20 protein-coding genes and 1 pseudogene are annotated in these 21,954 nt (G+C 57.7%); 14 read left to right on the top strand and 7 right to left on the bottom strand.

What is annotated here, in order from left to right; all coding sequences use genetic code 11:
• Positions 1-21: 21 nt before the first annotated feature.
• Together RZ517_RS15045 and RZ517_RS15040 are read right to left on the bottom strand one after the other, a co-directional pair.
• On the bottom strand, positions 22-228 hold the full coding sequence (locus RZ517_RS15045) for a cold-shock protein (RefSeq protein ID WP_317057177.1): 207 nt from the start codon (positions 226-228) through the stop codon (positions 22-24).
• 170 nt (positions 229-398) lie between these two features.
• Positions 399-953: a L,D-transpeptidase gene (locus RZ517_RS15040; protein ID WP_338551177.1), complete on the bottom strand. Its 555-nt coding sequence runs from the start codon at positions 951-953 to the stop codon at positions 399-401.
• A 242-nt stretch (positions 954-1,195) separates the two neighbouring features.
• Between RZ517_RS15040 and RZ517_RS15035 the strand changes: the two genes are divergently transcribed.
• Positions 1,196-1,567, top strand: coding sequence for a BrnA antitoxin family protein (locus RZ517_RS15035; protein ID WP_338548978.1), 372 nt, complete (start codon positions 1,196-1,198; stop codon positions 1,565-1,567).
• Positions 1,568-1,676: 109 nt separating this feature from the next.
• Here the strand turns inward: RZ517_RS15035 and ettA are convergent, their stop codons facing one another.
• Both ettA and RZ517_RS15025 read right to left on the bottom strand, forming a co-directional pair.
• The gene (gene ettA, locus RZ517_RS15030; RefSeq protein ID WP_338548977.1) at positions 1,677-3,332 is read right to left on the bottom strand and encodes an energy-dependent translational throttle protein EttA; all 1,656 of its coding nucleotides are present in this window, start codon (positions 3,330-3,332) and stop codon (positions 1,677-1,679) included.
• 160 nt (positions 3,333-3,492) lie between these two features.
• Positions 3,493-4,701: a CAP domain-containing protein gene (locus RZ517_RS15025; protein WP_338548976.1), complete on the bottom strand. Its 1,209-nt coding sequence runs from the start codon at positions 4,699-4,701 to the stop codon at positions 3,493-3,495.
• A gap of 399 nt (positions 4,702-5,100) precedes the next feature.
• Between RZ517_RS15025 and RZ517_RS15020 the strand changes: the two genes are divergently transcribed.
• The gene (locus RZ517_RS15020) at positions 5,101-6,417 is read left to right on the top strand and encodes an alpha/beta hydrolase (RefSeq protein ID WP_338548975.1); all 1,317 of its coding nucleotides are present in this window, start codon (positions 5,101-5,103) and stop codon (positions 6,415-6,417) included.
• Between the two features lie 16 nt (positions 6,418-6,433).
• On the opposite strand, the gene RZ517_RS15015 is transcribed toward RZ517_RS15020, so the two are convergent.
• Complete coding sequence (locus RZ517_RS15015; RefSeq protein WP_338548974.1) at positions 6,434-8,221, bottom strand: putative bifunctional diguanylate cyclase/phosphodiesterase; 1,788 nt, start codon at positions 8,219-8,221, stop codon at positions 6,434-6,436.
• A gap of 144 nt (positions 8,222-8,365) precedes the next feature.
• Here RZ517_RS15015 and RZ517_RS15010 point away from each other — a divergent pair, with 144 nt between their 5' ends.
• Positions 8,366-9,004 carry a nicotinate-nucleotide adenylyltransferase gene (locus RZ517_RS15010; protein ID WP_338548973.1) on the top strand — a complete coding sequence of 213 codons (639 nt, stop codon included), beginning with the start codon at positions 8,366-8,368 and terminating at the stop codon, positions 9,002-9,004.
• Positions 9,005-9,105: 101 nt separating this feature from the next.
• Complete coding sequence (gene dacB / locus RZ517_RS15005) at positions 9,106-10,551, top strand: D-alanyl-D-alanine carboxypeptidase/D-alanyl-D-alanine endopeptidase (RefSeq protein WP_338548972.1); 1,446 nt, start codon at positions 9,106-9,108, stop codon at positions 10,549-10,551.
• Here dacB and RZ517_RS15000 read toward each other — a convergent pair.
• Positions 10,548-10,982: an Lrp/AsnC family transcriptional regulator gene (locus RZ517_RS15000; RefSeq protein WP_338548971.1), complete on the bottom strand. Its 435-nt coding sequence runs from the start codon at positions 10,980-10,982 to the stop codon at positions 10,548-10,550. The two genes, dacB and RZ517_RS15000, sit on opposite strands and share 4 nt — an antisense overlap.
• A gap of 109 nt (positions 10,983-11,091) precedes the next feature.
• Between RZ517_RS15000 and RZ517_RS14995 the strand changes: the two genes are divergently transcribed.
• The 3 genes from RZ517_RS14995 (at position 11,092) to RZ517_RS14985 (ending at position 15,635) form a co-directional block, all read left to right on the top strand.
• Positions 11,092-12,222 carry a type III PLP-dependent enzyme gene (locus RZ517_RS14995; protein ID WP_338548970.1) on the top strand — a complete coding sequence of 377 codons (1,131 nt, stop codon included), beginning with the start codon at positions 11,092-11,094 and terminating at the stop codon, positions 12,220-12,222.
• Between the two features lie 64 nt (positions 12,223-12,286).
• Positions 12,287-14,593 (top strand): xanthine dehydrogenase family protein molybdopterin-binding subunit, encoded by a 2,307-nt coding sequence (locus RZ517_RS14990; RefSeq protein ID WP_338548969.1) that lies wholly within the window; start codon positions 12,287-12,289, stop codon positions 14,591-14,593.
• Positions 14,562-15,635 (top strand): DUF2235 domain-containing protein, encoded by a 1,074-nt coding sequence (locus RZ517_RS14985; RefSeq protein WP_338551176.1) that lies wholly within the window; start codon positions 14,562-14,564, stop codon positions 15,633-15,635. Before RZ517_RS14990 ends, RZ517_RS14985 begins: the two co-directional genes overlap by 32 nt.
• A 76-nt stretch (positions 15,636-15,711) precedes the next feature.
• Here the strand turns inward: RZ517_RS14985 and metF are convergent, their stop codons facing one another.
• Positions 15,712-16,578, bottom strand: a complete 867-nt coding sequence (metF, locus tag RZ517_RS14980) for a methylenetetrahydrofolate reductase [NAD(P)H] (protein WP_338548968.1) — start codon at positions 16,576-16,578, stop codon at positions 15,712-15,714.
• A 102-nt stretch (positions 16,579-16,680) separates the two neighbouring features.
• On the opposite strand from metF, the gene RZ517_RS14975 reads away from it, so the two are divergent.
• The 7 genes and pseudogenes from RZ517_RS14975 to yacG all read left to right on the top strand — a co-directional run.
• Positions 16,681-17,598 carry a LysR family transcriptional regulator gene (locus RZ517_RS14975; protein WP_338548967.1) on the top strand — a complete coding sequence of 306 codons (918 nt, stop codon included), beginning with the start codon at positions 16,681-16,683 and terminating at the stop codon, positions 17,596-17,598.
• Positions 17,599-17,673: 75 nt separating this feature from the next.
• On the top strand, positions 17,674-18,825 hold the full coding sequence (locus RZ517_RS14970) for a glycosyltransferase (protein ID WP_338548966.1): 1,152 nt from the start codon (positions 17,674-17,676) through the stop codon (positions 18,823-18,825).
• A gap of 5 nt (positions 18,826-18,830) precedes the next feature.
• On the top strand, positions 18,831-19,715 hold the full coding sequence (locus RZ517_RS14965; RefSeq protein ID WP_338548965.1) for a carbon-nitrogen hydrolase family protein: 885 nt from the start codon (positions 18,831-18,833) through the stop codon (positions 19,713-19,715).
• A gap of 79 nt (positions 19,716-19,794) precedes the next feature.
• Positions 19,795-20,013 (top strand): translation initiation factor IF-1, encoded by a 219-nt coding sequence (gene infA, locus RZ517_RS14960; protein WP_005978431.1) that lies wholly within the window; start codon positions 19,795-19,797, stop codon positions 20,011-20,013.
• A 14-nt stretch (positions 20,014-20,027) separates the two neighbouring features.
• Positions 20,028-20,606, top strand: coding sequence for a Maf family protein (locus RZ517_RS14955; RefSeq protein ID WP_338548964.1), 579 nt, complete (start codon positions 20,028-20,030; stop codon positions 20,604-20,606).
• On the top strand, positions 20,603-21,628 hold the full coding sequence (locus RZ517_RS14950; protein WP_338548963.1) for a ribonuclease E/G: 1,026 nt from the start codon (positions 20,603-20,605) through the stop codon (positions 21,626-21,628). Before RZ517_RS14955 ends, RZ517_RS14950 begins: the two co-directional genes overlap by 4 nt.
• Positions 21,625-21,699, top strand: a pseudogene (gene yacG, locus RZ517_RS18415) (DNA gyrase inhibitor YacG); the annotation flags it as partial. The gene RZ517_RS14950 and the pseudogene yacG, both read left to right, overlap by 4 nt.
• Positions 21,700-21,954 lie beyond the last annotated feature (255 nt).

Raw genomic sequence — 21,954 nt, 5'->3', positions numbered from 1 at the left:
ATTTTAATTCAAACGCTTATATTAGGCTAGTTCGATGTTCGCAGCAGAGCTGCGTCCGTCGCGGCCTGCTTCGATTTCGAAGTTAACCTTTTGGTCATCTTTCAGGCCGGTCAGACCTGCGCGCTCAACGGCGGAGATGTGTACAAACACGTCCTTGCCGCCATCATCGGGCGCGATAAAGCCGAAGCCTTTAGTTGCGTTGAACCATTTTACGGTGCCACTGGCCATCCGTTTTCTCCTTGGTATGGTGCTGCCCGCGGAATGCGGCAGCCCGGCGTGTCAGTGCAAGATCGAGTGCCTGTGCCGGATAAGGGAGCAGATGGTCGATAGTGGTAACGTCGCGCGCCACATATGAGGCGCGCGATCCGATTAATCAAGGGTTTTCAATCAGGCTGTGGTTAAAGGACGGTTACAACAGTCCCCAAAGGCACGCGCTCGTAGAGGTCCTGAACGTGCTCATTGATCATGCGGATACAGCCGTTTGACACAGACCGCCCGATGGATTTTGGTGCCGTGGTACCGTGGATTCGGAAATACGTGTCGCGGCCGTTCTGGAACAGGTAAAGTGCGCGTGATCCCAGAGGGTTACCTGGGCCGCCAGGTTGAACGAAGTCGTTGTCGATGAATTTCGTGTAGAGATGCGGCTCACGCTCGATCATTTCATTGGTGGGGCGCCAGGTTGGCCATTTCTTTTTGACGTCTATGGTGGCTTTGCCGGTGAATTCGAGCCCGGCGCGGCCCACGCCGACGCCATAACGGCGGGCCTGACCGGGGGCTTCGATGAAATATAGAAAATGCGCGCGAGGAAGGACAAGCATCTGTCCTGGTTGATATTTCTTAGAAATATCAACGGTTTGTGGGCGGTATTTCGGATTCAGTTCAAACGATTTAGCGCTGGCAGGCACGGTTACGGCAGCCAAACCAGCGGCAACAAATGTACGACGGTCCATCATATTGATTCCCCTCAAAAAAATACAGGTGGCAGGACAATAGAAATAAAGGGTCAATTTTTGTCCTAGAAATCAAAAACGGGTGAAATGGCCGAAATCCCACATATGCGTTGCAAAAGAGCCGCAGGGGAAATCGCGAAATTTTGGCAAAAACCCACGTCGGTATCACGTCGGTGCCGGATCGGTGCGGTCAGGATTTTGAAAGGATTTACCGGGAGCCTTGTGCCTCAGTTGAGGAGATGCCCATGGCCCGAATGTCCAAGATCGAACGCACCAGCCGCGACGTGCTGATGCGCAATTTGATTTACCTGACACAAGAGAAATGGATCCCCCGCGCCATCAGCGACGAATTGCCGGAGGACTGGCATTCGCTTTTGCATGACGTGGAGGTGACGGAGAAAAAGCAGAAGCTGACTCTCTACCTCGACCGGTCGGTGGCCAAGTTCTTTCGCGACATGGGCGTGGGATATCAGGCGCGGATCAACGCGGTTCTGTCAACCTTCGCCCGAATGCACATCACCCGGCATGTCGAGCTGGAAAAGCAGCTGAATAAGGTGCTTGAGCTTGGCACCGGGCCGGGCAAGGCCCATGCCGAATGGGACGGGATGGGAGAGTGAGGGCTGGATAGGTGGGTTGAAAACCCACCCTACATCTTCGTGTCTGGCAGCAGGCTACTTCTCGGGTTGACGCGTGGGTGCGCACGCCTCGAGCGCAGGGCGTTCGGCGTTACCTCGCGAATTTCTTATGCTTGATCCGCTTTGGCTCCAGCGCATCCGGCCCCAAACGTCTCTTCTTATCTTCCTCGTAATCCTCAAAGTTGCCTTCGAACCATTCCACATGCGCTTCGCCTTCGAAGGCCAGGATGTGGGTGCAGATGCGGTCGAGGAAGAAGCGGTCGTGGCTGATGACCACGGCGCAGCCGGCGAAGTCGACGAGGGCGTCTTCCAGGGCGCGGAGGGTTTCGACGTCGAGGTCGTTGGTGGGCTCGTCGAGGAGCAGGACGTTGCCGCCTTCTTTCAGCAGGCGTGCCATGTGCACGCGGTTGCGTTCTCCGCCCGAGAGGAGCGAGACTTTCTTTTGCTGGTCGCCGCCCTTGAAGTTGAAGGACGAGCAATAGGCGCGGGAGTTGACCTGCGCATCGCCCAGTTCGATGATTTCCGCGCCGCCGGAAATGGCTTCCCAAACGGTCTCACCATCCTTGAGGTCATCGCGGGACTGGTCGACATAGGAAAGCTGCACTGTGTCGCCGTATTCGATGGATCCCGCATCTGGGTTTTCCTGACCCGTGAGCATTTTGAACAGCGTGGATTTGCCCGCGCCGTTGGGGCCGATGACGCCGACGATGCCGCCGGGCGGGAGCGAGAAACTGAGGTTCTCGATCAGGAGCTTGTCGCCCATGGCCTTTTGCAGGCCCTCAACTTCAATCACCTTGCTGCCGAGGCGCGGGCCGTTTGGGATGACAATCTGCGCCCGGGTGATTTTCTCACGCTCGGATTGGTTGGCCAGTTCGTTATAGGCGTTGATCCGGGCCTTTTGCTTGGCCTGACGGGCCTTTTGACCCTGACGCATCCATTCGAGTTCGCGTTCCAGCGTTTTCTGTTTGGATTTGTCGTCCTTGGCCTCGTGCTCCAATCGTTTGGCCTTTTGTTCCAGCCATGCGGAGTAGTTGCCCTCATAAGGAATGCCGCGGCCGCGGTCCAACTCGAGAATCCAGCCGGTGATGTCATCGAGGAAATAGCGGTCGTGGGTGACGATCAGGATGGTGCCTTTGTAATCGATCAGGTGCTGTTGCAACCAGGCGATGGTTTCGGCGTCAAGGTGGTTGGTCGGTTCGTCGAGGAGCAACATGTCAGGCGCTTCCAGCAGGAGCTTGCAAAGTGCCACGCGACGGCGTTCCCCGCCCGACAGGTTTGCCACATCCGCATCATCGGGCGGGCAGCGGAGAGCCTCCATCGACACATCAACCTGCGCGTCGAGATCCCAGAGGTTCTGGCTGTCAATCTCGTCCTGCAATGCGGCCATTTCATCGGCGGTCTCATCCGAGTAGTTCATCGCCAATTCGTTGAATCGGTCGAGTTTGGCCTTCTTGGCGGCCACCCCCAGCATGACGTTGTCACGCACATTCAGGGCCTCGTCGAGCTGCGGCTCCTGCGGCAGATAGCCAACTTTTGCGCCTTCTGCGGCCCAGGCCTCTCCGGTGAAGTCGGTATCAAGACCGGCCATGATTTTCATCAGCGTGGATTTGCCCGCGCCGTTGACGCCGACCACGCCGATCTTCACGCCGGGCAGAAAACTGAGATGAATGTTCTCAAAGCATTTCTTGCCGCCGGGATAGGCCTTGGAGACCCCCTGCATGTGGTAGACATATTGATAAGCGGCCATGCGGTCTCTCCCGTGCGAACAGTTTCAGACCGGTAGATAGCGAAGGGCCGGGGGCGGGGCAATGCGTTCGATGTTCGAGATTTGGGGCTGGGATTGCAAAAGCCCCTCAGGTGCGGTCCCCCGCATCTTCGCGGGGGAGGCTGTGATTTATCCGGTTGGTTTAGCTGAAGAAGTCGATGCTCTGCTCAACCGGTGCTTCGAATGCGGCAAAATCAACGTCAAATTCGTTGAGGCTTTCCCGTCCTGGCAATTGACCAGAGGCCGGATCGTTTGGCCGGAGGTCAAATGAGAAGGCGAATTCGAACGTCTCGATCTCCTGATTCTGGCGTTCGGCGAGTTCTGACGCCTGAATGAGAAGACGACTGATGAAATCGCCCATGGAGACGTTTCCAAAGACTGTTTCTGCGTCGCGAAATTCAAATACGTCGTCTGCAAACTCGAACCTTGCCGTATTGCGGAGAGGTGCGCTGTCGAAGTCATCGTCAAACAAAGGGCAAGCGTAGACGTCTTCGTCTGGCGTGTCTTCGACATCGGGTTCAGTGGGTGCCGGATCGGGGGCCTCGGCCACCGGGGTGTCATCCTCTTCGTCTTCGTCCATTGCGTCAGGCTCGGTTGGCGTCGGATCGGGTGCTTCGGCAACGGGCGTTTCTTCGTCTTCATTTGCTGGGCCTTCAGGCTCGGCTGGCTCAGGTTCCGGTGTCGGCGCTTCCGCAACGGGTGTTTCACCCTCTTCTTCGTCCGTGTTCTCCGGCTCCGTTGGCGCGGGATCGGGGGCCTCTGCCACGGGAACGTTTTCAGGATCGTCGGGCATTTGGGGTTCCGGATCAGGGTCGCTGACCTCTGGATCAGGCACCGGCACGGGATCAGGCATTTCGAGTGGCGATGCGCCAGTTCCGGGGTCGACATCAACTTCGGCCGCGGTGGTCGCGAAATTCTGCGTTGCGATCAGCGACTGGAACGTGCCGCCGCTTGAGTAGGTGAAGTCGCCAAGTTCAATGCCAAGCCCGATATATTCCAGATCGGGGTTTAGGATGTTTACCCGGTGTCCGGGGCTGTTCATAAGCGACTCATGCAGGTTTTCCACGTCATCCAGCAGTCCGGGTTCTCCGCGAATGGATTGGATCGCGATGTTTTCGGCTGTGCGCCAGCTGCCTGTCAGGTCAAGTTCTGCTTCGATGCGGTCGGTGGCGGAGGACCCGCCTGCGCCTGTGTGAGAAAACACGTTTGTGTCCAGCATCCATTGCGAATGTTCTTCTGCGGACATGTTCAGATTGGTTTCGAGGGCGAGCGGATTCAAACCGCGCGATTCCCTTTCTTCGTTGATCAGGGATAACATGTGGAGTTCTAGAGGATCAGCGTTCACGGGCATTTTTTTTGTCCTTTCAGTGCCTGAGCTTGGTGACCAGGTATCCCCAGAATTCTGATCACTGGGGTTTTTTAGGAGATCATTTGCGGCACCATTAGGGCGGTTCCCAATTTCGGTGAGATTGCGCGTTTTCCTGCGGTTTAGGCCTTGGATCGTCGGCGTGAAAATGATCAGGTGAGGCTAAGGGCGGATTGTTGCGCGGATGGTCTGTTATTCCGGCAAGTATCAGCTTGGTTTGGTTGCAAAACCACGTTGTCCAACAGTCTACGAATGGGTTGAAGTGGCAACATCCGAAGACCCACGTTGTTTTTCAGGTCCTAAGGTGAAAACTTGATTTGCAATGAAACGTTATGAGCGGCGAGGATACATGCAGGCGTGGCTCGACAGTGAGGGAATGGCCAAATGAAAATGCGTTCCAGAGGGGCCATTCTGCTGCTGATGATTCTGGCCGCGTGCGCCGGGCGCAACACGACCGCCATCTTGTCGCCGACGCCAAACCTTTACACGTTTGAAACTGGTGAGGCCTATCCGGCGGCAGGTGTGCCCGCGCAGTTTCGAACCACCACCACAGAAATTCTTTTTATGACGGATCGCAATCCGGTGACGGACGAGTTCGGTGCCGTGGTTCGCTATGGGGAGAGGCGCAATGACTCCATGGCCTTTGGTGCCAGCTGGGTGGAGTATGGCGGGCTTGGCTCCTGGAACGAGTTGATCGCGCGCACGCAAGCCACAGGACAGGCCGGGTTGACGCGGCTCGAACCGGTTGGGTTGACCGAATTGGCGCGCTTGCCGCGCACGCCCTTGCCATATCAATCCAATGGCGGCCGCCTGCAGACCACGTCAGAGGCGAACGCGGTCTATGCGACCCGCAGTGCCACAATCCGGCGCGAGGTGGCCGCGCGGATGCAAGCCACGGGTGTTGATCGGGTGCTTTTGTACATTCATGGGTTCAATAACGAATTTGACGATGGCGTCGGAACGCTGGCGAGCATTTGGCATTTTGCCGGGCGGCGGTCTCTTCCAGTGCTGTTTTCCTGGCCTGCGGGCAATGATGGACCGCTGGCCTATTTCCGGGACATTGAATCCGGTGAATTCTCGGTGTTTCACCTCAAGGAGTTCATGCGCATTCTGGCGGATGTGCCTGAGGTCAAGCGCATCGACATTGTGGCGCATTCGCGTGGCTCGGCTGTGATGACCGATGCCTTGCGTGAATTGATGCTGGAAAGTCGAGGAGGCGGACGCGATCCGCGACGGATTTTGAAGACCGGTATATTGGTTTTGGCCGCGGCGGATCTTGATGTTGGTGTGACACGTCAGCGGCTTGTGGCAGAGCGGTTTGCCGATGGGTTTGATCAGATCAACATCTACACCAACCCTCAGGATGGCGCGTTGCGGTTGTCGCGGCTGATCGGGAACGTGACCCGGCTGGGTGGGGTTGATCCCGACAAGCTGTCCGAGCGGGAACTCAACGATCTGAAAGGCACCGGGAACGTCAATATCGTCATGGTCGAAAGCGGGTCAGTGCAGCTTGGACATGCCTATTTTAGAGAAAACCCAGCCGTGTTGTCGGATATTGTTTTGGCATTGCGGACGCGCGCGATGCCGGGCACACGGTTTCGGCCGCTTGACCCGATCGCGGGTAACATCTGGGGCTTGCATCAGAATTATCCGGCTGAAGTGCTGCCGGAAATGCTGGACCGGCCGCTGGTGGATCGTTGACCTGATTGAAGTCGGATCAGGAAGCCTTTGGGACATGTCGTTCAAACGGGCAATCGACGTTTGATTGCGCGCTGAGCCAGGTCACGAAGTCGGAGGCGGGCATCGGATGGGCCAATCCAAACCCCTGAATATGAGGACACCCTGCTGTGCGCAGGAGATCAAGCTGACCTTGGGTTTCAACCCCTTCGGCGACCACGGACATGCCCAGCTGATGCGCCAAACGGATCAGGGCCGTGACGATGTCGAGGGTGCGCGTGTCCTGTTCAAGCCGGGCGATCATGGCGCAATCCAGCTTTATGATATCCAGGTCGATGAAGGACATATGTGCAAATCCGGCATAGCCGGTCCCGAAATCGTCCAACGCGACCTGTGCGCCCATGCGCTTGAGTTTGTCCACCGTTGTGGTGATTCCGTAGGCGTCCGGTTGTAGGATCGCGGTTTCCTGGATCTCTATGCAGACATCTGCAGGTGACAGGCCGCGGGATTGCAATGCCCAATCCAATAAGCCGGGATAGTTGCGATCAGCCATGACTTCAGCCGAGGCATTGAGGGACAGAACGATCTTGTCATGTCCGGCTTCTCGCAGATTCTGCAAGGCGTCGAGCGACAGGTTCATTGACCGGTAGTCGAGGTCCGCCAATACGCCAGCGCGGCGGGCAATGGTGAGAAAACTCAACGGCAAGAGTTGCCCGAACTCAGGATGGTTCCAGCGCAAAAGCGCCTCGCAGCCAGTGATCCTGTTGTCCGTCAGACGCATCTGCGGTTGCAGGTCGATAGAAAACTGCCCAGTGTCGATGGCGGTCTGGATGTCACGCGAAAGTTGCGTTTTGGTCGTTTGGGTTCTTCCAAGCTCTGAGGTGTAGATAGATGTTTGTGCGCGCCCGCTTTCCTTGGCGGCATAAAGGGCCTGGTCGGCTTGGTGAATCAGGTCTTCGCCGCAAGCCACCGCTGCGGTGGCAAGGCTGGCTCCGATTGAGGCCTTGATGAGCAAGGTTTGATCTTGCCAATGAAACGGTTTTCGCACTTCTTTCAACAACAGGTCGGCGCGTGTGATCAAAGCATCGGTCGTCGCGATTTTGGGGCAAATCAGCAAGAATTCATCCCCGCCTGACCGACATGCAAGATCCTGGGGGCCCGAACTACGACGCAGCGCTTCGGCGACATGAATGAGCGTGCCATCGCCCGCTGCGTGTCCGAAGCTGTCATTGATGTCCTTGAATTCATCGAGGTCCAATTGCAAAACGCCAATCTGATGGTGTTTCAGGGCAGTGCGCACCAAGGGTGTTTCCAGGTAGGTTTGCAGTTTTTTACGGTTTGCGAGACCGGTTAGGTCATCGTGGTAGGCCGCATGACGCAACTCTTCCTGGGTTTGGCGCAGGGCGGTTTCCGTTTGCACTTGCTCTGTGATGTCCCGGCAGCTGACCAGGATCATCATGGTCTGGTCTTCGTGGATCGGTTCGACCTTGGCAAAGGTCTGTTGGTTCCAGAATTCAGACCCATCGCGACGTTTGTGACGGGCGACGACAAAACGGTCGAAGATCGGGCTTTGCAGGTCGTACTCAAATTCTGTTGATTGGTCAGCGCCCAGGATGACGCCAATACCGGGCAAGCCGCGTATGTCGTCCAGCGGCCAGCCAAACATGTCTTCCGCCGCGCGGTTCATCCACAAGACCCTGCTTTGCAGGTCCTGAAGCACGATTGCGTCCTTGGCACAGTTCACAAGCCGCGTGCACAGCGACAGTGACGGGGATGTGTTGTCGGATGGATCTGGCGATGACCCATTGGTTTTGGAATACTCGGTCACGATCTTCTACACCCGCACAGGACTTGTGGAGTTTGCCGCAAGACCCCTTAAGATGTGATGCAGCAAGTGCAACAAAATGACTAAAATTGCTTTGATCAGAGAGCGTTGCACCAAGGCGCCGGATATGCAGAATGGCGCTGTTTGATGCGCAAATCTGGACGGGGTGAGATGCTCTATCGACTGCTGCATATCCGACCGGGTCAGGTTGTCGGGCTTTTGGGAGGATCGTTTGATCCGCCGCACGCGGGGCATGTGCATATATCGCGCGAGGCGCTGCGGCGCTTCGATCTGGATCAGGTGTGGTGGATTGTGAGTCCGGGAAACCCGCTGAAGACCCGTGGTCCAGCGCCCATGGAGCAACGGATCGCGGCATGTGAGGCTTTGATCCGGCATCCGCGTCTTCACGTCACCGACTTCGAAGCGCAAGCGCGCACACGTTACACGGCCGAGACGCTGGCGATGCTTCAGGCGGTGCATCCGGGCGTGCGGTTTGTGTGGCTGATGGGGGCCGACAACCTCGCGCAACTGGATCAGTGGCAAGACTGGCATAACATCGTGGCGCGCGTGCCACTGGGTGTACTGGCCCGGCCCGGACAGAGGATTTCAGCCCGGACATCGAAAGCCGCTCAGATTTACCGGCGCTATCGCATACCCGGACGGCAGTCGCGGGCATTGGCCTTGGCAGACGCGCCCGCGTGGTGTTTTGTAAACGTGCCAATGACAGCGATCTCGTCGACACAGATCCGGGCACGGGGCGATTGGAGCGGGCTGGCGAAAAGTTGATGAGGGGGTGAGCCGGAAAGCGGATTGTGCGAAGCCGGTGGCTTGGGTTAACTGCATTTATGAATTTCAGAGTTTCGAGACGTTTCTTTTTAACAACTGCCTTGAGTGCGCTGGGCACGGCCAGTCTGGCCAACGCGCCAGAGGTCTCGCTGCGTCCTCAGATACGCCCCCAAGGCCCAAGAGAACCTCGGGCCACTGGTGCGCAAACGCTTATCGATACAGCCAAGCTCGGCGGGGATGTCAGTTTTGCTGTAGTGGATCCCGCCAGCGGTAAGGTTCTTGAGGCCATGAATGGCGCTCGGGGCTTGCCGCCAGCAAGCGTGACCAAAGCGCTAACGGCGCTCTATGCATTGGATGTGCTGGGTGGCGATTTTCGGTTTGAAACCAGGCTTTTGGCAACTGGCCCAGTCAAGGACGGCGTGTTGGACGGAGATTTGATCCTGGCCGGGGGCGGGGATCCGACGCTGGACACCGATGTGTTTGGCGACATGGTGAAGCGTTTGAAAGCAGCAGGGGTCAACCGGGTGACCGGTCGCCTGCGCTGTTGGGCGGGGGCGGTGCCGTTTGTGCGCGCGATTGATCCCAGTCAGCCGGACCATGTCGGATATAATCCGTCGATTTCGGGGCTGAACCTCAACTTTAATCGCGTGCATTTTGAGTGGAAGCGTAAAGGTCAGACTTATGATGTGACCATGGAGGCGCGCACCAAGAGGTATCGCCCAGCTGTGCGGGCGGCGCGCATGGACATCTCGAACCGTAAAGGTCCGGTTTACGTCTATTCCGATGGTGGTGACCACGACCAATGGAGCGTGGCACGGCGTGCATTGGGCAATGGCGGGGCGCGGTGGTTGCCGGTGCGCTATCCGCATACCTATGCGACCGAAGTTTTTGCGCGCCTGGCCGAGGTGAATGACATTTCCCTGACTGCAGGAAAGCCGATTAAGTCCTTGCCAGATGCCCCAATGCTGGTGAGTCACAAAAGCGCGCCATTGACCGACATTTTGCAGGATATGCTGAAGTTTTCCACCAACCTGACGGCTGAGCTGGTTGGGATGACAGCCTCTTTGCGGCGTCGTGGGCGACGTACTGGGCTGGCGGTTTCCGCGCGGGAAATGAGCACTTGGGCACAAACCGAATTGGGTATGAAAAACGCGCGGCTGGCGGATCACTCGGGGTTGAGCGATGCCTCACGTCTGACGGCGGTTGATCTGGCCAAGGCCTTGGCGCGGTTCGGAAAATCGGAGATGCTCAAGCCGATCCTGAAGCCGATCACATTGCGCGACAAAAATGGGTCGCCCAACAAAGGGCATCCCATTCAGGTCGCGGCAAAAACCGGCACGCTCTATTTCGTGAGTTCGCTGGCGGGGTATGCAACCACGCCGAAAGGTAAGGATCTGGCCTTTGCAATCTTCACCGCGAATGATGATCTGCGGGCCAAGGTGGACAGCAAGAACGACACGCGACCACAAGGGTCCAAAAGCTGGAACACACGCTCCAAACGTCTGCAACAGCAGTTGATAGAGCGTTGGAGCACGCTTTACGGTTAATTCGAGCGATCCAGCTTGGTCGCCAAATGTATAAGGCTTTCAGAGCCTTGCACGCCCTTTGCCTCGCCGATCCGGTCCAATGCCTCGTCCAGTTCTTCGGTGCTTTCCGCCTCCAGCCCGACGATCAGGTCAAACCGACCGGACGTCGTGTGCACCTTGCGCACATTGGGCAGAGAGCTTAGCCGGGACATCACGGTGGGCTGGCTGCGCGCCTCGATCCGCACAAGTGCCGTGGCCCTTAGAGGCGCCCGGCGGGCTGCGTTCACGCGCAGAGTATAGCCCGCGATCACGCCATTGGTTTCAAGCCGTTCGATCCGGGCCTGCACCGTGGTGCGGGCAAGACCCAATCGGCGCGCGAGCATGGCCACCGGCGCGCGTGCGTTTTCCTGTAAGAGCGCAATCAGCGCTTCGTCCAATTCGTCTGTATGCATGATTCCCCCAATCACTTTGCCGAAATAATACGTCAATTCATCCAAACTGCCGCCATATTTTAACGCAGACTGGTGTAAAGTTAAGAAAAACAATGTTTCGAGGCAGACCATGTATACGCGATTTCAATGGCCCAGTCCGGTGGATCATTTGCGGCGCAAGCAGCCTGATACAGCGATTTTATACTTTTGTCCCGCGGTGTTACAAGCCACGGCGCAGGTTTTCCGCGCCGGGTTTCCGGGGCTTGTGACCTATGCGGTCAAAGCCAATCCCAACAAGGGCGTATTGGAAAACCTAAGCGCGGCGGGGCTGACCGCATTTGATGTGGCAAGTCCGGCTGAGATGGCAGCGGTACATGCGGTCGCGCCGGACGCGTTGCTGCATTACAACAATCCGGTGCGGTCCCCGGAGGAAGTGCGCTGTGCGATTCAGCATGGTGTTGTGTCCTATTCGGTGGATGAACTTTCGGAATTGGATAAACTGAACAACGTGCCGCAAGGGACGGAAATTGCGGTGCGTTTGGCGCTTCCGGTCAAGGGCGCGGCCTATGATTTCGGAGCTAAGTTCGGGGCGGAACCGGAAGAAGCGGCGATGCTTTTGCGGCTGGTGGCGGAGCGGGGATATGCGCCATCTGTCTGTTTTCATCCCGGAACCCAATGTGCCGATCCGGAGCCTTGGGGCACATATATTCGTGCAGTGGCCGACGTGGCGAAGGCCGCCGAGGTCAAACTGGCGCGGATCAATGTCGGGGGTGGGTTTGCGTCGAACCGGGATGGCGCAGCCCCCGATCTGATGGCAATTTTTGAGCATATTGGTGCAGTGACCCGAGAGGTCTTCGGCGCGGACGCCCCGCAGCTTTTGTGTGAGCCGGGGCGGGCTATGGTGGCGGATGCATTTTGCCTGGCCACGCGGGTCAAGGCCACGCGCGACTCTGGAGCTGTGTTCTTGAACGATGGGCTTTATGGCGCACTGGCTGAGGCGCGGGACATGGGAGCCGTGGCGCGGGTGCGGGTGGTGTCGGAAGAGGGGACACTCCGTGAGGGCGCGAAATCACCCCGGATTGTCTTTGGTCCGACATGTGACAGTCTGGACCGGTTGCCCGAGCGGCTTCTGCTGCCTTCGGACATCGCGGAAGGCGACTATGTGATTTTCGGTGGCATGGGCGCCTATGGAGAATGCCTGGCCACGGCTTTTAACGGCTACGGACCATCCGCGCCGGTGCTTGTCTCGCAATTCGAATAGGCTGGGCTGGACACCGCAGCGCGCCACGCTAGGGTCCGCGTGACCCATAAGGTGTGGAGCAGTCATGGAAAAGTTTGGACGCAGTCAGCCTGTCACACGGATCGAGGATCGGCGGTTTCTGACGGGGCATGGGCAATATGTCTCCGACTTTGCTCCGGATGGGTGCCTTCGTGGGTATTTCTTGCGCTCAGCGGTGGCGCATGCGGACTTCACACTGGATCTGAGCGAGGCACGCGCTGCACCGGGTGTGCATCTGGTTTTGGACTCAGATGGCCTCGCCGCCGCAGGCGTGACCGAACCGATGCCAGCCATGGGTGTGCCGAACCGCGACGGCAGCAAGACACCCATTCCGCGCCGTTCCCTTTTGGCCGAAAATCGCGTGCGCTTTGTGGGCGAGGCGATGGTTTTCATTGTCGCTGACAATCTTGATGCGGCACGGGATGCGGCGGAGCTCATCGAGATCGACTACGACGAGCGCGATGTTCATCTGGACCTGGCGCTGGGCGGGCCGCAGTTGCATGAAGATGCGCCTGAGAACCGGGCGTTTGACTGGGGCATCGGCGATGAAGCGGCGGCAGAGGCCGCGATTTCTGATGCGGCTCATGTGGTCAAGATGCATGTCGTGGACAACCGCATCATCGCCAACCCGATGGAAGGCCGTAGCGTTTTGGCGCAAGTCGAAGAGGGGCGTTTGCACATAGCCTTTAGCGGTCAGAATGTCTGGAACACCAAGCGGCATGCGGCGCGTATTCTGAGCATGCAACCTGAGGATATTCGGGTCACGATCCCGGATGTTGGGGGCGGTTTTGGCACCAAGGCCCCGGACTACCCGGAGACCTTTGTTGTGGCACAGGCCGCGAGGATGGTGGGAGCACCAGTGCTTTGGGTGGCGGACCGGACCGAGACAATGTTGTCTGACAATGCAGGGCGGGACCTTGTGCATGACCTGGCGCTGGGCTTTGATGAAGATCTTCGGATCACCGGCTACCGCGTTGATACGCTGTGTAATTTGGGGGCTTACAATGGGCCTTTTGCGCAGAACATTCAGACTGCACTTTTCTCAAAGGTAGTGATGGGGGTTTACGATGTGCAGAACGTTTATCTGCATGTCGAGGGTGTTTACACGAACACGACGCAAGTAGATGCCTATCGTGGCGCGGGGCGGCCCGAAGCCATTTTCGCACTGGAGCGGATCATGGATCAGGCGGCGCGGGAGCTTGGCGTGGATCCGTGGGAGTTGCGGCGACGGAATTTCATCAAGGTGGATCAGTTTCCTTATGTCACGGCCATTGGCGAGACCTATGACGTGGGTGATTTTGACCGGGTGCTGAACCGGGTTGAACAGCTTTCCGACAAGGCCGGTTTCGAAACCCGGCGCGCCGAGGCAGTGAAACGGGGGAAGCTACGCGGTCTCGGTCTTTGTTTTTACATCGAGAGCATCCTTGGCGATCCATCTGAGACCGCGCATATCGAGTTTACCGATGATGGCGGCGTGATGCTTTACGTGGGCACGCAATCCAACGGGCAGGGGCATGAGACGGTCTATGCGCAGTTCCTGCACGATCAGACTGGGGTTCCTGTGGATCAGATCACCGTGGTGCAAGGCGACAGTGATCGGGTTGAAAAGGGCGGCGGTACGGGGGGATCACGCTCTGTCACCGTGCAGAACAATGCGACGCTGGTGACAGTGGATGCAATGGTGGGGGCGTTTACGCCATATCTTGCCGAGAAAATGGGCGTGGCTGAAGACGATATTCACTTCGACCATGAGACATTCCGCGCGCCGGGGTCAAACATGACACCGACCTTGCTGGAAGCGGCGGAGATGGCGCGTGCAGAGGGGCGTCGCGATCTGTTGAACCATCGTGAAACGGCCAAGCTTCCGGCTCGGTCTTTTCCCAATGGGGCGCATGTCTGTGAGGTTGAGATTGATCCTGAAACGGGTCAGACAGAGATCGTCCACTACACAGTCGTTGATGATTTTGGAAATCTTATCAACCCATTGCTGGTCGAAGGTCAGGTGCATGGCGGTGTGGTGCAAGGCATTGGACAAGCGCTTTGCGAACGCGTGAGCTATGATGAGGACGCGCAGCTATTGACGGCCTCTTTCATGGACTATGCCATGCCGCGTGCCGCAGATGTGCCTATGTTTACCTTCACGACCGAAGCGGTGCCGTCGACCACTAATGTCATGGGTATGAAAGGGTGTGGCGAGGCCGGGACGGTCGGCTCGATGGCAGCTGTGGCCAATGCGGTGGCAGATGCCTTGTCACACGCGGGTGTCGCGCGGGCAGATATGCCCTTTACCCCGCACCGGGTATGGAAGATGCTGAATGACGATGGATCTCAAACGCTTCATTCGACCGCTTAAGCGCCTGCTGCTGGGGCGTCCCCGGCGCGGTCCACGTGTGCGCCGGACGCATCGCAGCGCGGTCACGCATGTTATTATTCTTGATGGTACCATGTCGACGCTCACCGAAGGGTGCGAGACGAATGCTGGCCTTACTTACAAGCTGTTGTCCGAAGTCGTGGGATCGGGACTTTCGATATATTATGAGGCCGGGGTGCAATGGCCGGACTGGAAACGTACCGCGGATGTGATCCTTGGACGCGGCATCAACCGGCAAATCAAACGGGCCTATGGATACCTCGCTTCGCGCTATCGGCAAGGTGACCGGATTTTCCTGATTGGATTTTCGCGCGGGGCATACGCGGTTCGGTCCTTGGCCGGGGTCATTGATCAAGTTGGGCTGTTGAAACCGCAATATGCCACAGAGCGTCATATCGAGACGGCGTATCGCCACTACCGCGATGAACCCGGGCGCGAAGTCGCGGAGGCGTTCACTGCGCGGCGCTGTCACCCTGAGGTCGAAATTGAGATGATCGGGGTGTGGGACACGGTCAAGGCGCTTGGGCTTGGCCTGCCGATCCTGTGGCGGTTCAGCACGCCGAAACACGCGTTTCACAACCATGAACTTGGTCCGGTCATCCGGCATGGCTATCACGCGCTGGCGCTGCATGAGACGCGCAAGGCTTACACACCTGTTTTGTGGAATACGCAGACAGATGCGCCGGGCGCGAAGGGTCGGGTTGAACAGGTGTGGTTTCGTGGCAGCCATGGGGATGTGGGCGGCCAGTTGGACGGGTTCCACGCGGCACGGCATTTGTCGAACATCCCGCTTGTCTGGATGTTGGAACGTGCCGGCAATCATGGGTTGGATTTGCCCCAAGGATGGCGGGACCGATTTGTGCGCGATGCGTCGGCCCCATCAGTTGGCACATGGCGCGGCTGGGCGCGGATTTTCTTGATGCGCGGTCCGCGCAGGGTGGGGCAGGATCCTTCTGAACGGATGCATAAGTCCGTCGAATCCGCGACCAAGGACGAGGTGGCGGGGGCAGAACCGGCGGTTTGAGCTAAAAAGCCCCCACTCATGGGGAACGAGCGGGGGCAGGGTGTGCAGGCTTGGGGCCCTCACAGGGGTCTTGATGTCAAGCGACGTGGCGTAGCTCTGTTTTCGGTGTGACGCCAAGCGCGTGACAGATGTCGCGGGTCAGTTCGGGGCGGTTGAGCGTGTAGAAGTGTAGATGCTCAACGCCGCCTTCCATCAGGTCGCTGCAAAGCTCAGTGGCAATTGCGGTGGCCAGAAGCTCTTCGCGGTCATCACGCACAGCCTTGTCAAATGCGTCGCTCAGCCAGGTCGGAATAATCGCACCACAGGCCTTGGCAAAGCGACGCGTTCCTGCCCAGATTTCGATGGGCAAGATGCCGGGAATGATGGGTGCATTGATCCCCGCCTTGGCGCAGGCATCCCGGAAGCGAAAGAAGGTATCGGCTTCAAAGAAAAACTGCGTGATCGCCTCGGATGCACCTGCATCTATTTTGCGTTTGAGCCATTCTATGTTGGCCTCTTGGCTTGCCGCCTCGGGGTGTTTTTCGGGGTAGGCCCCGACCCGTATGTTGAACTTACCGGTGTCTGCCAGCGCGGAAATGAGTTCACAGCTGTCGGCGAACCCGGTTGGGTGCGGCTCAAAATTCGCAGCACCCTTCGGGGGGTCACCGCGTAGGGCCACAATGTCGCGCACGCCAGCTTTGGCAAAGTCCTGCGCCACGGAAAGCGTTTCCTCACGGCTGGCACCGACGCAAGTCAGGTGGGCGGCCACGTTCAAGCCGCTGGATTTGTGCAGTGTGGTCACCGCATCGCGTGTGAGTTCACGTGTTGTGCCGCCTGCGCCATATGTGACGGATACGAAGCGCGGAGATAGAGGCGCCAAAGATTGCACAGTGTCCCAAAGCCGAAAGGACGCCTCCAGCGATTTGGGCGGGAAGAATTCGAAAGAAACGGACGGGGCGGACATGGCGTACTCTCCTATGCGGATGGTTGAGACGCTTGTCGCAAATGCATATATGTGAGACAACTTCATAAAATTCATTGTTTGAATGAGGGCGCCTCATAAACCATGCATATCGACTTTCGTCATCTCCGCACCATCCGCGCCATTCATCAGGCTGGCGGGCTTGCGCGCGCGGCTGATCTTTTGCACATCACACAGTCTGCATTATCACATCAGATCAAAGGGTTAGAAGATCAAGCCGGTGTTGAGCTGTTTGTGCGGCGCTCCAAGCCATTGAAGTTGTCTGCGGCGGGTTTGCGGCTATTGCGCGTGGCGGAAAAGGTGCTGCCAGAGGTTGAAGCGCTGGAGGCGGAATTCTCGGGGTTAAGGCAAGGCAGTGCAGGGCGGCTGCATATCGCCATTGAGTGCCATGCCTGTTTTGAGTGGCTTTTCCCCGTGCTGGAGCGGTTTCGTCAGACCTGGGCAGACGTCGATATTGATATCCGGCCCGGGCTTGCCTTTGACGCGTTGCCCGCTCTGCAAAAGGAAGAGGTCGATCTTGTGGTCTCTTCTGATCCTGAAACGTTGGATGGCATTGTTTTTCAACCGCTTTTTGACTACGAGCCATTGTTCGTAGCCTCAAGCCAGCATGCTCTGGCTGCTCGTGATCATGTTATCGCCGAAGATTTTCGGGATGAAACGCTGATCACCTATCCGGTGGATCGCTCCCGGTTGGATGTTTTCACCGAATTGCTGACCCCGGCCAAGGTCGAACCGCGTGCGGTGCGGCAGATTGAGTTGACAGCGGTGATCCTTCTCTTGGTGGCATCTAATCGCGGCGTTGCGGTGTTGCCGGACTGGGTTTTGCGAGAGCAACGCAGCAGCACCGAATATGTGACCCGTAAACTAACACCCAAAGGTGTGACCAAGCGGCTCTACGCAGCCGTGCGTGAGTATGATACTGACAAACCCTTCATGGCGCATTTGATCCGGCTGGCGCGGGAAATCCCGCTTCATTTGCAAAAACCTGTTGAGCTCACGTGAGAAGGTTGGCTTGTGACCACGCCACGTTGGGATTAAGCATCCACGTAGTTTGACCCTAATACCGGTGCCCCGTTCGTGACACGCTTGCCGCTCTCTGTTGTTGTTCCGGCCCGCAATGAGGCTGAAACGATCGAAGCCGTCGTGCGCCATCTTTTGAGTATGGATTGGGTCGACGAAGTTGTCGTGGTTGATAATGCTTCTGACGATGACACCGCAAAGCTGGCTGCGGTCGCGGGGGCAAAGCCGGTCTATGAGGCACAACCCGGAATGGGCCACGCCGTGCGCGCCGGATTGGCCGCCGCGACGCATGATTGGGTCATGAAAGTTGATGCGGATCTCGAAAAGTTTAATGTTAAACTATTTTCTGAAATGGTCGCAGCGAGGGAGAGCCATATTGGTCTGGTCAAAGGGGATTGGACCGACCCAAAAGACAACATGCCAATGACGCGGTTGCTGGTAAAGCCCGGAATTGCATGGCTTTTCCCGGGCTTGTCAGGGCTGCGCTCGCCGAATACCGGTATTTATCTGGTCAACCGGTCCTTAATCGCACATCAGGAGATCGTGGGGAATTATGCCGCCGATCTGGACATCATGGTGCGCGTTTATGCGGCTGGTGCGGAGGTGATTGAGGTCGATATTGGCCGGATCGAGCACGATATGCGCGATGTGGGGCACTATAACAAGATGGCCGAAACCATCATGGGGTTCTTGCTCGACTGTAAGGACACCCGGATCACGGAGGAGCTTGTCGTTTTTGCGGACAAGGCGCGCGATGTGCTGGAAGGGTGCACTGGTCTGTGTGCTCTGCGCGCAAAATCCGGGGCGCTGGTGACGGTATATCTTGGGGACGCCGGGTCAAAAGAGGCCGATGCGCTGCAGGCTGCTTTGGCACCCTGGCCGACGGCGCGCGTGCTGCCGTTGTCTGAAAAGGATGAATTTGAGCCAAAAGGCCCGGAAAATCGCGTACAGATTATAACGACGGCGCCATTGGTCCACACTGTAGCGGAGGATGTTGCGGCACGGCTTGTACTGCAAGGGGTCGTAGGCAATGCGCCGCTTGTCATTGTGCCGCCGGATGATCAGGGGGCGTATGTCGCAGATCATGGGTTTGACATGACCCCGGTGTTGGATGTGAAATCCAGCGCTTTGCGCGATGCTGGCTTGCCCGAAACGCGCCAGCCGCGTGAGGTGTTTTCTAGCCTCGAAAACCAAGAAAATAAGGCCTGACGCCCATGAAAGTTGCAACAGCCGCTTACCCGCTTGATCCGGTCGACTCTTGGGAGGCCTATGCCCAAAAGATAGAGACCTGGGTCGCCGAAGCGGAAGGACAGGGCGCCAAATTGCTGGTGTTTCCTGAATATGCCGGCATGGAGCTTGCCATGTTGGCGGGCCCGGAGGCGGCGTCGGATCTGGAGCGTTCATTGCGCGCGGTGTCGGAGCGCGTGCCAGAGGCGGATGCGCTGCATATGGAACTGGCGGCGAAATACAATGTGCATATCTGCGCCGGGTCCGCACCGGTCTTTGACCCGCAGATTGGCGACCGACCCGTCAATCGCGCGCGGCTGATCACGCCAACCGGGGCTGTGGGTATACAAGACAAACAGATTATGACCCGGTGGGAGCGTGATCCAATGCAGGCTGCATCCGGGGGTGGCTTGCAATTGTTTGACACGGCTATCGGCAAGATTGGCATACTCATTTGTTATGACAGCGAATTTCCGCTTTTGGGGCGGGCGCTCTATGATGCCGACCTGATCCTTGCGCCGTCCTGTACCGAGGCGCTTTCCGGGTACTGGAGGGTCCGCATCGGGGCGATGGCGCGGGCACTAGAGACACAATGTGTGTCGGTCATGGCTTCGCTTGTCGGAGACGCGCCATGGAATGAGGTGGCGGACCTGACCACGGGCATGGGCGGCATCTTTGGTCCGCCGGATGCCGGATTTCCCGACACGGGTGTCCTGGCAGAAGGGCAGTTAAACCAACCCGGTTGGACCTATGCAGAGGTTGATCTGGAGAAAATTGCGCATGTCCGGGCGGATGGGCGTGTGCTGGGCCGTGCTCACTGGGTCGAACAAAAGGGGCGTGACAACTACGTGACGTCCCGGCCTTTGCGGTAATATTCAACTTGAAAATCTATGCAAATAGGACCATTTAAGGCGCGTCCCGATCAAGGGGACGGCAAACAAAGGAGATACCATGGCCAAGGAAGACACGCTCGAATTTCCAGGTGTCGTCAAGGAACTCCTGCCTAATGCGACATTCCGGGTCGAGCTTGAGAACGGCCATGAGATTATCGCCCACACGGCAGGAAAGATGCGCAAGAACCGGATTCGTGTTCTGGCGGGCGACAAGGTGCAAGTCGAGATGACACCCTATGATCTGACCAAGGGTCGGATCAACTATCGCTTTAAGTAAGCGTTTGAAATGACATGCGTTTGATCCTTGGATCAGGCAGCCCGCGGCGGCGCGAGCTGTTGACGCAAATTGGCGTGGTGGCGGATGATATTCGGCCGCCTGACATTGACGAGACCCCCCTCAAAGGTGAGTTGCCGCGCCCCTATTGTTCGCGCATGGCGCGAGAGAAAGCGCTGGCAGTCAAGGCCGGTCAGGAGGATGTTGTGCTGTCCGCTGACACGACCGTGGCGATGGGACGACGCATTCTTGGCAAGCCTGCAGATGCAGCGGACGCAGAGGCGTTTTTGCGCCTGATGTCGGGGCGGCGGCACAAGGTCATCACGGCTATGGCAGTGCGCAAGGGTGCGCAGCTTTGGGAAAATGATGTGGTTACGGATGTCAAAATGAAACGGCTATCCGATGCAGAACTGCGCGCCTACATTGCAAGCGATGACTGGCAAGGCAAGGCTGGCGCCTATGGCATCCAAGGTTTGGCAGGTGCGCTGATCCCATGGATACAGGGCTCTTTCACGGCCGTTGTGGGCCTGCCCTTGACCGAGACAGCTGGACTCCTGCAGGCGGCGGGATACCCAGTGTTCGAGGGTGGAGCATGAAGGGTCGGGTGATTGCACTGGGCCATCTGGACGACGTTGAAGCGGCGGCGCTGATCGAAGATGGTCAGCTGGTCGATTTTCTCACCGAGAGCGACCTGCCGCGCCCCGGAACTCTCTATCGCGCCATTGCGGACCGTCCGGTCAAAGGGCAGGGGGGCATGTTCGTCAAAACACCGGATGGCGCAGGGTTTCTCCGAAATATCAAAGGCCTGGGCGTTGGAAAGCCAGTGTTGGTGCAGGTCACGGGCTATGCGGAGCCGGGCAAAGCCATACCGGTCACAGCGCGCCTGCTGTTCAAAAGCCGCTACGCGATTGTCACGCCAAGAGCGCCGGGTGTGAACGTATCACGCGCCATTCGCGACGACGACCGGCGCGATGCATTGGTGGTTCTGGGCAAAACCGCGATGCAAGACTGGGAGGGCGGTCTCATCCTTCGGTCCTCCTGTGCCGAGGCCGAGGACAATGTGATCGCCGAGGACATTGCGCAAATGCTGTCCGTGGCCGCCCAAGTGATGGGAGATGCGGAGGAAGGTCAGACCGAGAAACTGTTGGATGGCGACGGACCACATGTTTTGGCGTGGCGTGACTGGCCGCAAGCTGATGTATGGTCCGAAGATGAGAAAAGCTTTGAAAATTATGGGGTTTTGGATCTTCTGGAGGATTTCATGCATCCGCATGTTAATCTGTCTGGCGGAGCTTCGATGTGTGTGGAACCCACGCGCGCTCTGATTGCTGTAGATGTGAATACAGGCACGGACATGTCAGGCTCGGCCGGGCTGAAGGCCAACCTTGCCGCGGCGCAGGCCCTGCCGCGTGCGTTACGCATCCGCGGGCTCGGCGGACAGGTTGTGCTGGACCTGGCCCCGATGCCCAAGCGAGACCGCCGCGCATTTGAAAGCGCGCTTCGAGGGGCCTTTCGCAAGGATAGTGTCGAAACGACTCTGGTGGGCTGGACGCCGCTGGGACATTATGAACTGCAACGCAAACGTGACCGTTTGCCTTTGGCCAAGGTGATGACATGAGTTGTCCGATTTGTGGAAATGATACCGTCCAATCAGTGCGCCCATTTTGCTCTAAACGCTGCGCAGATGTGGATTTGGCCAATTGGATGCGCGGAAAATACGTCGTGATTTCGGATGACGCAGAAGAGGCCGGCGAAGCAGAACTGCTGCGCGCTGAGACCAATGAAAAACCTCATTAAAGTGTCCGGCTTTTAACCTAAGACACCAGATGAAGGCCAGGCGCATGCAACAGTCATGTGCCGCGCTGCGTTCGCCCAAAAGCTGTGATTCAAGTTTTTGGGTAAACGCTTTAATTGACCTAAAATGCCTCTGGACAGCGCCTAGCA

The sequence above is a fragment of the Roseovarius sp. S88 genome, from assembly GCF_037023735.1.
Classification (GTDB): domain Bacteria; phylum Pseudomonadota; class Alphaproteobacteria; order Rhodobacterales; family Rhodobacteraceae; genus Roseovarius; species Roseovarius phycicola.
This window is presented reverse-complemented; position numbering and strand designations above follow the sequence as displayed.

Coding starts and splice junctions, on each gene's coding strand:
- RZ517_RS15045 (WP_317057177.1), bottom strand. CDS start 228: ATGGCCAGTGGCACCGTAAAATGGTTCAACGCAACTAAAGGCTTCGGC.
- RZ517_RS15040 (WP_338551177.1), bottom strand. CDS start 953: ATGATGGACCGTCGTACATTTGTTGCCGCTGGTTTGGCTGCCGTAACC.
- RZ517_RS15035 (WP_338548978.1), top strand. CDS start 1,196: ATGGCCCGAATGTCCAAGATCGAACGCACCAGCCGCGACGTGCTGATG.
- ettA (WP_338548977.1), bottom strand. CDS start 3,332: ATGGCCGCTTATCAATATGTCTACCACATGCAGGGGGTCTCCAAGGCC.
- RZ517_RS15025 (WP_338548976.1), bottom strand. CDS start 4,701: ATGCCCGTGAACGCTGATCCTCTAGAACTCCACATGTTATCCCTGATC.
- RZ517_RS15020 (WP_338548975.1), top strand. CDS start 5,101: ATGAAAATGCGTTCCAGAGGGGCCATTCTGCTGCTGATGATTCTGGCC.
- RZ517_RS15010 (WP_338548973.1), top strand. CDS start 8,366: ATGCGCAAATCTGGACGGGGTGAGATGCTCTATCGACTGCTGCATATC.
- RZ517_RS15000 (WP_338548971.1), bottom strand. CDS start 10,982: ATGCATACAGACGAATTGGACGAAGCGCTGATTGCGCTCTTACAGGAA.
- RZ517_RS14995 (WP_338548970.1), top strand. CDS start 11,092: ATGTATACGCGATTTCAATGGCCCAGTCCGGTGGATCATTTGCGGCGC.
- RZ517_RS14990 (WP_338548969.1), top strand. CDS start 12,287: ATGGAAAAGTTTGGACGCAGTCAGCCTGTCACACGGATCGAGGATCGG.
- RZ517_RS14985 (WP_338551176.1), top strand. CDS start 14,562: ATGGATCTCAAACGCTTCATTCGACCGCTTAAGCGCCTGCTGCTGGGG.
- metF (WP_338548968.1), bottom strand. CDS start 16,578: ATGTCCGCCCCGTCCGTTTCTTTCGAATTCTTCCCGCCCAAATCGCTG.
- RZ517_RS14975 (WP_338548967.1), top strand. CDS start 16,681: ATGCATATCGACTTTCGTCATCTCCGCACCATCCGCGCCATTCATCAG.
- RZ517_RS14965 (WP_338548965.1), top strand. CDS start 18,831: ATGAAAGTTGCAACAGCCGCTTACCCGCTTGATCCGGTCGACTCTTGG.
- infA (WP_005978431.1), top strand. CDS start 19,795: ATGGCCAAGGAAGACACGCTCGAATTTCCAGGTGTCGTCAAGGAACTC.
- RZ517_RS14955 (WP_338548964.1), top strand. CDS start 20,028: ATGCGTTTGATCCTTGGATCAGGCAGCCCGCGGCGGCGCGAGCTGTTG.
- RZ517_RS14950 (WP_338548963.1), top strand. CDS start 20,603: ATGAAGGGTCGGGTGATTGCACTGGGCCATCTGGACGACGTTGAAGCG.